Origin of the sequence: Paenibacillus marchantiae, from assembly GCF_028771845.1 — a bacterium.
GTDB classification, from domain to species: domain Bacteria; phylum Bacillota; class Bacilli; order Paenibacillales; family Paenibacillaceae; genus Paenibacillus; species Paenibacillus marchantiae.
On record NZ_CP118270.1, the window covers coordinates 4556240 to 4569835 of the forward strand.

A 13596-nucleotide genomic window follows, 5' to 3' on the forward strand; every position below is an offset into this window, starting at 1 on the left:
GCCTTCGTTCAACAATTGAACGAAGGCTGCTTCTTAGAATTTTTATATCAAGCCTATTTATTTTGTGATTTCATGGAAATGGTTTTAACGACGGGAAGATTCTTGAGCGGGTACTACAGAAGCCTCTTCACGAACTGCCGCTTGAGCCGATGGACGAGCTACTACAGCTGCTTCATCACGAACTGTGGGTTGTGCTGCTGAACGTGCTACCACAGGAGATTCTTCAGGCACAACCGCCTGTGCTGATGGACGTGTTACTACAGGAGCTTCTTGACGGGCTACCACTTGGTCATCCGAATGTAGTACCACAGAAACTTCCTCGCGAGCTGCCGCTTGAGCTGATGGACGTGTTACTGCAGGAGCTTCTTCACGGACAGCCGTTTGCTGCGATGGGCGCATTACTGCGGAATCTTCTTCACTTGCAACCACCCTCGGAGTATTGCTGGAAGCCCAAGCCGTTGTCACTGTACTAACTGCACCAACAACAAATAACGTCGATATCGCTATAACAAAGGTTTTCTTGTTCACATTCTTTACGTTAAGCATAAAATTTAATCTCCTTTTTAGTTGTTTGCCGTCCCCGGATAAAGAGGAGCAGAATTGTATAGGTAAATTCCTTGATCCTGCCACTACGTTCAGGATGGTTTCCCCATAGCGTTTACGATCCGCAAGGGACATTCCCTTTACAACTTCTTCATCGCAGGACAGTTCACTCCACGTATGAATATCTTTGGAAAGCATATGAACCAATGGATTGAACCAATGCAATGCACGGGCTACTAATATGAGCGCCTTGATCCATAGGTCTTTCCTTTTTAAGTGGATCAGTTCATGATGGAACACCATACCGATATCCACACTTTCAGAATTCTTCAGAGGCAGATAAATAGTAGGTTTGCTCAATCCAATTAGAAAAGGACTGCGAATTAGAGCGCTGTAAGCAAGCCGAACCTCGCTCTTGAGACCCAGATTCTCCTTGATTACAGGGAGCAGCATCGCAACTTCACTGTTCTTCGGAACGATAGTTCGCGTAAGTTTTAATGTCTTGAGAAACCTGTGATAACAATATGTTTGCCATGCTGCAAAAGCTATGACCCCGATTACCCATAAGCATATTAAAGCGAGAGCTACATTTGCTGAAATGGTCTGTACCTGGATGGCAGGAGTCGGATTGAATGCTCCAGGTAACACTTGTTGAACATTTAAGGGTAACTCGTTTACTGTAGTACTGGATGTGAACAACGAAAAAATCCAATTAAAGACCAGAAAGATGGGCAATAGATACAAAGCTAAAGCCATTTTCCCAATTCCAAAACGCCATTTTGCAGGAATGACTTGAAAGGGAGCAAGGCGCAAAGACAGAATGAAAGCGACAACGACACTTCCGGCAACAGTCAGCGTAGACAGTAATACAAGAATGGTATTCATTGACTACACCTACTTTTCTGAAAACCATTGTCTCAGCTCTGCAATGTCTTGATCAGAAAGCTTGTCGCCATCATACAAAGCTGAAATCAAATTTTTTACAGAGCCTTGATATAATCCATCCAGGACTTGTTGTGCCTCCAATAGCTTGTAGTCTTCGGGCGAAATACGGGGGACATACTTATTGGTACGTCCATCCCTTGTAGCTGTAAGAGCCCCTTTGTCTACTAGCCTAGAGAGAAAGGTGGAGATGGTTTGCGCCTTCCATGCTTTACCCCTTTGGGAAAACATGTTCAGCAGTTCGGTGGAGGTGACAGGTGGCTCACACTCCCAGATCACTTCCATCAGCTCCATTTCAGTATCCGATAATTTTTGAAGATGGTTCACAGTGAACACTCCTTAACTTCGTTATGCGTCCATATCGAAGGTTATTACTACACTACGTAGTAGATACAATTTACTACAATGTGTAGTAGGTAGTCAAGTGTTGAATGGATGCTGCGGAACCAAAGTTAGGTTTGTACCAGCTATATAAGTTCAATCTTTGATTGATTTTAATGCAGAGACGAATGTCTGGAGTATATACTTAGTCTTAAATCCTGAAATCACTATAGAGGAGAATTCATATGAATCTGTTTCATATACAATCTACATTGCAAGAGGTCGACTGGACCGCGTCGTTCCTGGAGAATAACTTTATCGGCATTGGTTGGCCGGCGACAGGAGATTTGGAGCACGAGTCTACAGAAGAATGGAAAGCGCAACTAGTTCAACGCTACAGGATAGGAAAGGCAGAACTTAGTGATGTCTTAGATACGCTCCATACTTTTGTCTACATCATGCAGGATGGGGACTATGTCTTGATAAACGATGATGAATGGGCATATGTTGGGGATTTGGGCGATTATTTTTACGATGATTCCAACGGAACCGGAGACGAATACATATGTCATCGACGAGGTGTTACCTGGCTGGGACGTATTCCCTTAGCAGAGTTAAGTGACAAAGTACTTGCACTTGTAAGTCATTATTCAATCATTGCGAAATTCGAACATCCAATTTCTCAGGCTCAACTGGAACCTTGGGTTTCGATCACCTCTGAAACCACTGAAGGAGATAATGATTCTTCAGTTAGAGTAGATGAAGGTACTATTCAAGAAGCGCTCAATGTTCTAAAAAAGGCATTGCATAGCGAAGAAGAGGACCTACGAATCCGTGCAGCGGCGGCAATTTTACAATACGCCAAATCCTAGGGGCTTTCTCACTTTGATTTCTTTATTATCGGCTTTCTAGTAAGGGATGAGAGGTGGGACAAAGGACATATGTATATGAGTTAAATAATAGTTAGTGTTGACCAGACGCCAAATGGTGTCATAATATTTAAGCGACACTACATGGTTTCGAATGAAATTAACTGCTTTCTCTTGGCAATCATATGTAGGAGAAGAATCATTTTAGAAAACACAATAATATGACTAGCATGATGAAGGATGGTCCCTGATGACAACTAATAAAACAAATCCCAAGGTGGATGAATATTTAAACAAAGCAAAGAAGTGGAAAGAAGAATCAGAGAAGCTAAGAGAGATCGTTCTATCCTGTGGCCTTACAGAAGACTATAAATGGATGCATCCTTGTTACACGTTGGAGAATAAAAACATCGTTATCATTCATGGATTTAAGGAGTATTGTGCGCTTCTTTTCCATAAAGGAGCCTTGTTAAAGGATAAGCAGGGTATTCTAATCCAACAAACAGAAAATGTACAAGCTGCCCGCCAAATCCGGTTCACCAATCTTCAACAAATCGTTGACTTGGAAACTATCCTGAAAGAGTACATTCTTGAAGCCATTGAGGTTGAAAAGGCCGGATTGAAAGTGGAACTCAAAAAGAATACAGAATATGCTGTTCCAGAAGAGTTTCAAACAAAACTGGATGAAAATCCTGCTTTGAAAACGGCATTTGAAGCATTGACGCCTGGACGTCAACGAGCATACCTTTTTTATTTTTCGCAACCCAAGCAATCCAAAACACGCGAGTCCAGGGTTGAGAAATCTACACAGCAGATTCTGGATGGTAAAGGGTTAAATGATTAAACCGTTAATGTAATTTGGGAAGCAGCCTGTTTTAAAATAATTTATATGCGTCGAAGCACCTGCCTTTGTAGGTGTTTTTTTGTTTTGTCTTTTGTCGAATATGAAAGCATCTTGTCAAATGTACTATTGCATGGTATCGTTGATAACGATTATCAATATCATTTGAAGAAGGTGGGTTTATTTTGCTGAAACGAAGAAACTCGATATGGCTTTTGTCTGCTCTCATTATATTGCTTGTACTGAGTGCATGCGGTCAGGCCGCAACGACAAGCAATACAACGGAGACAACAACAACCGGAGCTGCGGACACTGAATCATCAACCGATTCAACTTCTGCGTCTGGTGCCGCTACCACAACAGGTGCCGAGGGAGAGACCGTTACATATCAGTCAGATGCAGGTGAAGTGGAAGTACCTGTGGATCCGAAGCGGATTATCGATCTGACCGCATTTTCAACAGGTTACTTTGTTGCACTTGATGCTCCAGTCGTCGGTGCAACGTCAGGCGCCATAAACAACAAGTACATTAAGGATCAGCTCAAAAGTGAGGGGGCAACAGATCTGGGAGAGCAGCCAACAGCCGAGCAACTGATCAGCCTAAAGCCTGATCTGATCATCGCATACACCAGTATGGAGGGTCTCGACAAGTTGTCGCAAATTGCACCAGTGGTACAGTTACAATATGGTAAGCGAAATTTCAAGGATCTCATGTTGGAGATGGGTAAACTAACCAATAGAGAAGCCCAGGCAAAAGACTGGATTTCGCAATGGGAAGCGAAGATCAATGAGCTCAAGCCAAAAGTACTTGCCGCTGTGGGAGATCGTACAGTCTCCATTTTGAATCCATACGCCAAAGGATTATTTGTATTTGGGCATAATTACGGTCGTGGTGGTGAAATACTCTATGACGAATTTGGCCTCAAGGCACCAAAAAGGGCTCAGACAGAGGCAATTGACAGTGGCACAGGCTGGGCATCAATCTCGATGGAAGTGTTACCGGAATATGCAGGCGACATCATTTTCACCAGCCCGTGGTCAGGAGATACAACCGATCCGAAGATTGTTTATGATAATACGGTGTGGAAAAACCTAACTGCGGTCAAAGAGGGCCATGTGTTCCAGCTTGATCCGACCTCCGATACATACAACGACCCTGTATCGCTTGAAGGTCAGCTGAAATTTATTTCGGACAGCCTGCTTTCGGTGAAGTAGTCCTTGAGTAATATATATTCTTTCAACCCTTTGGCGAATCTGGACCAAAGGGTTTTTCAATTTCATTTTCATGATAATATGAGATGAATGCGAAATAAATCTGGGTTAGGAGAAGATAATATGGACGTTTTTGCAGAATATCTAGCACGAATTGATAACCTGGGACATCGGGATCGTACGGAAGAAGTTTTAGAATGGATTATCAAGAAATACCCCAATTTAGTACCAAAAATAGCGTGGAATCAGCCCATGTTTACCGATCATGGCACATTTATTATTGGATTTAGTGTATCCAAACATCATTTGGCTGTGGCGCCTGAAAAGGCAGGGATTAATCATTTTTCCGATGAAATTGTGAATGCCGGTTATGAGCACACCAAGGAGTTGGTGCGTATCCGGTGGGATGGGCCGGTTGATTTTTCATTACTGGAACGAATGATTGATTTCAACATTACGGAAAAAGCAGACTGTTCAACCTTTTGGCGGAAATAGGCATGATCGATAGCCTACAACAAAAGACCTCGCTCTCACTTACGTCGGTGAGCGGGGTCTTTGTAATGGTCATTCAGTAATTGGTTTGCACATTGCACCAAAATAATCTATGACTACGCTGCGAAACGCGATAGCTGCTTTCGAGATATATCTGTTTTTATGCGACAATAAAGCAATTTCCCGCACAAGGTTCTGATCCTCGATCCGGAGATATACAATTCGTTCCTGCGGGTTTCTTGCTGTATTGGGTATAAAGGCAATCCCAATCTCCGCCTCCACAAGTGCAGTTAATCTTGCAGGCTCATCTCCTTCATAAACATACTTCGGTACGAATCCGACGGATTGACATTTGGAGTCCACCAGATCACGAATACCATATCCTTTTGTCACCCCCACAAACCACTCATCCTTAAGCTCTTCTAATGTGATGCTGCTTCGATCCGCATATCGATGACCGAGAGGCACAGCTACTACAATTGGGTCCTGGAACAGCATCTGACATTCGATATCATCTCCCTGGATTGGAGGGGAAGACAGGCAAAAATCAATTTCGCCTCGGTGGAGAAGGATGGACATGTCTTCCAACGTAACCATTTGTACATGAAACTGAACATTCGGCTTATTTTTTCGGAATTCCCGCAAGATTCCTGGTAATGTGCTTGCTGTAGTGACTGCCAATTGAAGTGTACCGTGATCCGGGTTGGAGAGATCAGCAATTTCCTGTTTTCCCTGTTCCAATTCGAATAAGGCTTTTTCGGTCCGTCGAAGGAATGTTCTTCCGAATTCGTTTAACCGCAGCTTTCTGCCCAATCGATCAAATAACGGTGCACCCAAGTCATCCTCCAAACGTTGTATTGTCTTGCTCAGTGAGGATTGAGTGACATGCAGCTTACCCGCAGCTTCCGTAACATGTTCACATCGGGCTAACGTTAGAAAATAGCGTAGCTGAAGAAGTTCCATTTCGCACCACTCTCTTATTCCTTTTAGTTCATCAAATCATAACATAAAATGCGTTGGAATAAATAAAGGGATTCCATTAAGATGACAACAGAAGAAGGAGGGGTATACATAATGAACGCTCGAAATATATGGTTAATGATATCTGTAGGCTTGGGAATCATGCTGAATCCGCTCAATTCCTCCATGATATCTATAGCGATTGCAAGACTACAACAGGAGTTTATACTTGATGTTACGACCGTGTCATGGATTATTTTTTCCTTTTACATTGCAAGTGCTGTGGCTCAACCGGTCATGGGCAAGTGCAGTGATCTGTTCGGCCGCAGAAAGATATTCCTTATCGGTCTGGTTGTTGTCTTTGGTTCCTCCATGTTAGCTCCGTTATCTCCAGACTTTTCTTGGCTTATCGTATTCCGGATCATTCAATCTGTTGGAACAAGCATGATGGTAGCCGTCGGAATGGCGATTGTAAGAATCCACGTTACTGAGAAGCAGGCTGCTGCCCTGTCTATCCTTGCGATGTTCCTGTCCGGTGCAGCCGCGATAGGCCCTTTTATTGGCGGTGTATTGATTCATTGGTGGAACTGGCAAAGTATTTTTCTAGTGAATATTCCATTGGTGATCGCAAGCTTTATATTCGCCTGGAAAACCATTCCCAAAGAAGCGGCACTTAAATCCAACTATGGCAACATGTCCATCAGAAAATGGTTCCTGCTGATTGATGCGCCCGGCATATTCTTGTTCACCGTCGCATTGGTGACTCTGCTAATGAGCGTGCTTTCCGTTAAATCAACCGGACATCTTTTAACTGGGCACCTTATGGCAGGGGGGATCGGTTTGCTTGCATTAGCAAGTTTTATCCGACATGAATTGAAAACAGCGTTCCCCTTTATTCCGCTGAAAGTATTTGCCAAATATCCTGAAATGACCTGGGTTAATGTACAATTTATGCTGGTTAACACTCTGTTTTACGCTCTGTTTTTTGGTGTGCCATCTTATTTACAGCAGGTACGCCATCTGAACGAAGTTCATACAGGACTATTGATGCTAACCCTTGGTTTATGTTCACTCATCAGTTCTCCTCTCGCCGGACGCTGGATTGACAAATCAGGTACGCGGCCAGCTTTGATCGTTTCAGCGGTGTTAATGACGTTCGGGTCCATCTTGATTGTGGCATTGGATAAAGGCTCACCAGTGGTGAATGTCATCTTGCCCTTAGCTGTATTTGGTATAAGTAATGGGCTCAACAGTGTTGGTATGCAGGCGGCTTTGTTTAAGAGCACACCCAAAGATATGATCGGTGTCGCTTCAGGTATTTTTAATACATCGAGATATCTGGGGACCATTTTGTCATCGTTGTTGATTGGAATTGTCATGGGAGACACATTCAGTTTTATAGGATTTCAAATGCTCGGAATCATCCTGACGGTATTAGCTGCATCTTTAATCATGATGACCTTACGACGCCAGAAATCATCGGCAACGCAGACGTTATAGTGTCGAATCTCATAATTCACATCATTACGTAGTCATATATTGCTTTCGAAATTGAAGCGGAGACAATCCGATATAGCGTGCTTATTTAATACAAACAGCTTCTTTTTTTAAACGAAATTTAAGATACGCATTAAACCAATGTAAGGTTGATCTTCTATACTTGCCTCTGAGCTTCAAAAATCATTCGAGGGAGAGATTTATATCAATCATTCACGTTCATACACATCAAATCGAATCAGAATAACAGCCATCAGCGCACTCGCTATGATTCTGACCGCATGCCCAATCATAAGTACGGGTAGTGCTGCCGCTAATGCAGCTCCTGTATCTGCTATTTCACAGGCCACAAAAGATATTCAGGCTCAAGCGCCTATCCAATATCGAATTCAAGCCCGGCTGGATGAGAAGAAGATGACCATAGAGGGGAGTGAATCCATTACTTACAGAAATACGAGCAAAGATACATTGAAGCAACTGGTTTTTCATACTTATGCTGATGCCAATCTTTCGGAATCGACACAGACGACCATGTTTAAACATTCCAATGAAGAGATTAGCAAAAATAACCCTGATAAGAAACCGGAAGACTTTCTTGGAGGAATTGATATTGAGAAGGTGACGACCGGTGGGCAAGCCCTTGATTTCAGTAATAAAGACCAAGCTATGTCGGTGAAATTGGAGCAAGCCCTTCAGCCTGGTGAATCCGTGACGGTTCAAGTCCATTTTAATCTGAAGATTCCCTATGGCTCACAGCGGTTATCGTATTACAAAGATATTATCAATGGGGCTCATTGGTTCCCTGTAATGTCAGTCTATGACGAGGCCAAGCATGAATGGGATAGCAAACCTTACAGTAAAACATTTGAAACGGATTATTATACTTCCGCGGATTATGAAGTTCAGTTCAATGTTCCCGATCAATATCAGGTAGTTATGCCTGGTACGATAACCACACGGGAGGATGCAGAGACTGGACGCAAACTGGTATCCACCGTAGCCAAGAATACGAGGGAGTTTGCTTTCTTTGCCAGCCCGAACTTCAAAGTGGACAGCGTAACCCGGAATGGCCTCACCGTAGAGTATTATTATTTTGACAACCAGCCAGGTAAGAAAAAGATCGTTGATGGGTATGTTGATCAAGCATTCAAAGCCATTGATTTTTTCAGTGATAAATACGGTAAATACCCTTATCCTGAATTCCGGATTGTTGAATCATATGTAGAAGGTGTAGCTATCGAGTATTCAAGGCTTATCCAAATGGGGCAAATCGGAATAAATTCTGCTCCACAACAAGACACGGTATTTGTGCATGAAATCGCGCACCAGTGGTTTCATGCGTTAATCGGGAATAATTCGGAGACAGAGTCTTTCCTGGACGAAGGCTTTGCAGATTTCTCCAAAGTGTATTTTTCTGAGAAGCAGGGGGATACGATGAATGGGTTCAAGTCCATCCAATTTGACGATTCCACTGTGGATAAGGCTATTGCTTCAACTAATGACGAGGTGGGAGATTGGGCAAGCCCAGTTTATTACGATAAAGGCCGCCAAGCGATATATCAATTGTACCGTTCCGTCGGGGAAGAGAAATTCGATGCCTTTATGAAAGAGTATTTTAAACGCTATGTGTACCAAAACGCTACGATTGACGGACTTCTGCAAACGATAGAAGATGTACTGGGGAAAGAGGCGCGAGATGATATGAAGACGGCTTTATATGAGCCTAATTTTACGCTGAAGCCCGAGTATCAACTGTCGAATGAGGAGAAAACGGCATACCTGCATGATCAGTTTCAATCGTTGTATGGATCAGCGTTAACTCAGGTTCCGAATTTACCTTTTGAAACGATGAGCCGTGTGATGGATAAAGCCCTTCAAGGTGAGCGGTTAGCCATTGTGCTCAGTGATCAGGTGAGCAAGGCAGCGAACAAACAACAGGAAGCTATGGTAAACCAACTGACAACTCTTCTGGATTTAACCGGAGTGAAGTATGACCTGATCCAGGACCGGCAGGAATTGAAGCAAAAAATGAAAAAAGAACTAGCTACCAGCAACCTGATTGTACTTGGTAACGCCAAATCAAATGGTTTGGTACAAGCATTAAAATCCAGCATTATAGACCGTGCTACCCATATCGGGTTTAAATGGAAAACGACTATGAACCAACCGTCTGCTGCTGGAGCCTATGTGATCAAACACCCTTATAATCAAAATCGTTTGATGCTGCACTACTTCTGGAATGAAGATCATCTGAGCAGTGGGAGTCTTGAACCATTTATGATGAAGATGCAGCAATCCATTGGATTCAGCAGCGCTTATTATCAGTACTATATGTTGGACAAGACGGGCAAGGTAACCCTGGATAAAAAAGTGGAAAATCCACTTTCAAAATTATTCGCTGAGGAATAACCCGAAGTGTTCATTCTTATAAAGAAAGATTAAATACCTTGGCAATTGTCATCGGAAGATCATCATATTGTTTGTTATAGAGTCGCCTATATGGCGACTTTTTTTATTTAAGTTCAATTTAGGTTTTTAAAAGTAGTCCTGAAGGGTAAATATAACGTGGATCTTTAAATGGATGTCAAATAAAACGTTGCGGAGGAAAGTGAAGAATGTTAGGGAAAGCATTGATTGTTAATATACTGCAAATAATAACAATATAATGTGCAAAGACACCTAAAAATGTACGACAGTAACATCAATGACAAGAAAATGATTAGGATTCGGAGAACACCGAGATGAGGAGGACATATGAAAACAACCAAGGTCTCATTTTTTGTACTATCACTAATTCTGCTCCTAGTGGCGGGGTTATCCGGATGGTCGGGGGATGCCAATGCAAACTCCAATTCAGGTAAAACCTATGTGATCGGTACGGACATCACATTTGCACCGTTTGAATATCAAGATGAAAACGGGGATTATGTAGGCATCGATATGGATTTGCTGGATGCGATCGCCAAAGACCAGAACTTTAATTATCAAATCAAAGCCCTGGGATTTAATGCGGCTGTGCAAGCTCTTGAGTCCAATCAGGTGGATGGCGTTATTGCCGGGATGAGTATTACAGATGAACGGAAACAAAAGTTTGATTTCTCAGAGCATTACTATGAATCAGGCGTTGTTATGGGAATTAGTGCCAATAATGATACTGTAAAAAGCTACGAAGATCTTCGCGGTAAAAAGGTCGCCGTGAAAACGGGCACAGAAGGATACAGCTTTGCTGAGTCTATCGCCTCAAAATATGGTTTTACCATTGTTCCATTCGACGATTCTTCGCAAATGTATGATGATGTGAAAACTGGAAACTCGGTTGCGTGTTTTGAAGATGAACCTGTTCTAAGATTTGGGGTAAATCAGAATAACGGTTTAAAAATCGTGACCAAGAAAGAAGACGGGGCTTCCTACGGATTTGCGGTTAGCAAGGGACAGAACCAGGAACTCCTAAAGATGTTTAATGACGGCCTAACGAATATTAAGGTAAGCGGGGAGTATGATCGTATTAAAGGGAACTACCTTGGTGAAAATGCCGTTGCGGCAAATCAGGGTCGTTGGGAATTAGTCCAAAAATCTCTGCCCGCACTGTTCAAAGGTCTGGGAAATACCCTCTTATATACGATTATTTCGCTGTTTTTCGCTTTCATCATCGGCTTGATCTTTGGTTTTATGAAAGTGGGTCAAAATAAGTTCCTTCGTGGGGTCGCTACTGTATTTGTGGATATTTTCCGCGGGATACCGTTGATCGTCTTGGCATTCTTTATTTATTTCGGGATTCCTCAGGCGATGGGCTTCACCATGCCGCTGTTCCTGGCCGCCATTCTCACGTTGAGTCTGAATGCAGGGGCGTACGTAACGGAAATTATACGCGGGGGTATTCAATCGATTGATCGTGGACAGATGGAAGCTGCCCGTTCATTGGGACTTCCTTATCGCAAAGCGATGATAAAGATTGTAATCCCTCAGGCCATACGGGTTATGATTCCTTCATTTATTAATCAGATGGTTATTACATTGAAAGATACGTCAATCTTGTCCGTCATTGGTCTGGTGGAGTTGACGCAATCCGGTAAGATTGTCATCGCAAGAACTTTCGCCTCTTTCGACATTTGGTTGACTGTTGCGATTATGTACCTGATTGTAATCATCACATTGACTAAAATTGCTGACTACCTGGAGGTGAGGGTTCGTCGTGGGTAAAATTAACGTTGAAGGATTAAAGAAAAGTTTTGGCACGAATCATGTGCTGAAGGGCATCGATATATCGGTTAATGAAGGTGAAGTTGTCTGTGTCATTGGACCTTCAGGTTCGGGTAAAAGTACGTTTTTGCGTTGCATTAACCAGTTAGATGAGATCACAGCTGGACGGGTTATCGTAGATGATCGGGATCTAAATGATCCCAAAACGAACATTAACAAAGCTCGCGAGAACATAGGTATGGTATTTCAGCACTTTAACCTGTTTCCTCATTTCAGCGTGCTCAAAAATATTATGTTTGCACCCAGAGAACTTGGGATTTTAAAAGAACAGGAAGCACGCGATACGGCACTTCGTTTGCTGGATCGGGTTGGTTTGTCGGATAAAGCTGACAGCTATCCCAACCAACTTTCGGGCGGACAAAAACAGCGCGTAGCAATCGCTCGTGCGCTTGCCATGAATCCGGACGTTATGTTATTCGATGAACCAACTTCGGCGCTCGACCCCGAGATGGTAGGCGAAGTCCTTGGTGTAATGAAGGATCTTGCGAGCGAAGGTATGACGATGATTATCGTGACCCATGAAATGGGCTTTGCCCGTGAAGTTGCGGATCGGGTTGTCTTCATGGACGGTGGATATGTGGTAGAGCAGGGCACCCCTGTTGAAATATTCGGGAATCCAAAAAATGAACGGACGATCAGCTTCCTGGAGAAAGTACTCTAAAACCATACCAAAAAGCCTTCAAGGCTTCGTTCTTGAAGGTTTTTTGGTATGTTGTAATTACCTGCTTTTACACCCGGACCTCTCATATCACTCATCCAAATTGAAATTCTTCAACGAATATGTAGTCATTTGCATGTTTTTGGCGTAGTCAATTTGAAAAATACAGGAATAAATCACGTTTAATACGTAATCAAAGGCAATTTGTGATGAAAATGTACCAATCTTTGCATGTTTTGTTTCGTCATTAGGCACCTGGATACAGATCGTGCTCATTTTGGCCAACTCACTTTGATGATTCGCGGTAATCGTAATAAATGGAATTTTTTCACGCGAGAAATGTTGGGCTGCCTTTAGGAAAATGGGCGATTTTTCATGATAGGTCAAAAAAATGGCGCAATCCTGTGGGGTAAGATTTATGGTGTGGTAGGCCCATTCAGATAGCTCTGTTGTGATCACGACGTATTTATTGATTTTAATCAATTTATTCTGAAAGCTCTTCGCGCGAATCTGAGAATCCCCCAACGCATAGATGAAGATTCGTTTCGCCTGATCGAGCAAATGGGCTGCTTCTGTTAGAGAGGCTTCATCCATAAAAGCAAAGTTTTTCTCAATCGTTTCTTTCATTAGTTCAGCTATATCTTTTGCCACCTGGAGTGAAGATTCACCGAGAGCGAACGGATAATTGGGATCGATATTGGAGATGTTCTGAGCATCTTGTTGAAACTCTCGAGCAAGCTTAATGCTGAACTCCTTAAACCCCGAAAGTCCAAGCTTATGAGTCAATCGATTGATGGCAGAATGTGACGTGTATGTAGCTTTGGCAAGCTCTTGAATATTCAAGTGAAGCATTAGCTCCTTATGAGTCAGAATATAAGAAGCAATGCTTTTTTCATTTGGTGTAAAGTTGTTCATGTCTGTTAATTGGGTCAATATTTTCAACAGGTTCACCCCGGATTCATTGAAATAACGTTGATGTAGAGCGTCCAGTAAACATTTTGT

12 protein-coding genes are annotated in these 13596 nt (G+C 42.7%); 8 read left to right on the forward strand and 4 right to left on the reverse strand.

The window, feature by feature from the left end; translation table 11 throughout:
* Positions 1–84: 84 nt before the first annotated feature.
* Both PTQ21_RS20695 and PTQ21_RS20700 read right to left on the reverse strand, forming a co-directional pair.
* Positions 85–1428 (reverse strand): M56 family metallopeptidase, encoded by a 1344-nt coding sequence (locus PTQ21_RS20695; RefSeq protein WP_274566967.1) that lies wholly within the window; start codon positions 1426–1428, stop codon positions 85–87.
* Between the two features lie 9 nt (positions 1429–1437).
* The gene (locus PTQ21_RS20700; RefSeq protein ID WP_076288565.1) at positions 1438–1812 is read right to left on the reverse strand and encodes a BlaI/MecI/CopY family transcriptional regulator; all 375 of its coding nucleotides are present in this window, start codon (positions 1810–1812) and stop codon (positions 1438–1440) included.
* A gap of 239 nt (positions 1813–2051) precedes the next feature.
* On the opposite strand from PTQ21_RS20700, the gene PTQ21_RS20705 reads away from it, so the two are divergent.
* The 4 genes from PTQ21_RS20705 (at position 2052) to PTQ21_RS20720 (ending at position 5222) form a co-directional block, all read left to right on the forward strand.
* Positions 2052–2678: a hypothetical protein gene (locus PTQ21_RS20705; protein WP_274566968.1), complete on the forward strand. Its 627-nt coding sequence runs from the start codon at positions 2052–2054 to the stop codon at positions 2676–2678.
* 247 nt (positions 2679–2925) lie between these two features.
* Positions 2926–3519 (forward strand): YdeI/OmpD-associated family protein, encoded by a 594-nt coding sequence (locus PTQ21_RS20710; RefSeq protein ID WP_274566969.1) that lies wholly within the window; start codon positions 2926–2928, stop codon positions 3517–3519.
* Positions 3520–3701: 182 nt separating this feature from the next.
* Positions 3702–4730 (forward strand): ABC transporter substrate-binding protein, encoded by a 1029-nt coding sequence (locus PTQ21_RS20715; RefSeq protein ID WP_274566970.1) that lies wholly within the window; start codon positions 3702–3704, stop codon positions 4728–4730.
* Positions 4731–4850: 120 nt separating this feature from the next.
* Complete coding sequence (locus PTQ21_RS20720; protein ID WP_274566971.1) at positions 4851–5222, forward strand: iron chaperone; 372 nt, start codon at positions 4851–4853, stop codon at positions 5220–5222.
* Between the two features lie 69 nt (positions 5223–5291).
* On the opposite strand, the gene PTQ21_RS20725 is transcribed toward PTQ21_RS20720, so the two are convergent.
* Positions 5292–6182 carry a LysR family transcriptional regulator gene (locus PTQ21_RS20725; protein ID WP_274566972.1) on the reverse strand — a complete coding sequence of 297 codons (891 nt, stop codon included), beginning with the start codon at positions 6180–6182 and terminating at the stop codon, positions 5292–5294.
* A 111-nt stretch (positions 6183–6293) separates the two neighbouring features.
* Between PTQ21_RS20725 and PTQ21_RS20730 the strand changes: the two genes are divergently transcribed.
* From PTQ21_RS20730 to PTQ21_RS20745, 4 genes are all read left to right on the forward strand, one after another.
* Positions 6294–7679, forward strand: a complete 1386-nt coding sequence (locus PTQ21_RS20730; RefSeq protein WP_274566973.1) for an MFS transporter — start codon at positions 6294–6296, stop codon at positions 7677–7679.
* A 264-nt stretch (positions 7680–7943) separates the two neighbouring features.
* Positions 7944–10085, forward strand: coding sequence for a M1 family metallopeptidase (locus PTQ21_RS20735; RefSeq protein WP_274566974.1), 2142 nt, complete (start codon positions 7944–7946; stop codon positions 10083–10085).
* Between the two features lie 345 nt (positions 10086–10430).
* A complete protein-coding gene (locus PTQ21_RS20740) occupies positions 10431–11876 on the forward strand; it encodes an amino acid ABC transporter substrate-binding protein/permease (RefSeq protein WP_274566975.1) in 1446 nt (481 codons plus the stop codon).
* Positions 11869–12597, forward strand: a complete 729-nt coding sequence (locus PTQ21_RS20745; protein WP_274566977.1) for an amino acid ABC transporter ATP-binding protein — start codon at positions 11869–11871, stop codon at positions 12595–12597. The genes PTQ21_RS20740 and PTQ21_RS20745 overlap by 8 nt, the downstream gene beginning before the upstream one ends.
* An 87-nt stretch (positions 12598–12684) precedes the next feature.
* Here the strand turns inward: PTQ21_RS20745 and PTQ21_RS20750 are convergent, their stop codons facing one another.
* Positions 12685–13536 (reverse strand): MurR/RpiR family transcriptional regulator, encoded by an 852-nt coding sequence (locus tag PTQ21_RS20750; protein WP_274566979.1) that lies wholly within the window; start codon positions 13534–13536, stop codon positions 12685–12687.
* Positions 13537–13596 lie beyond the last annotated feature (60 nt).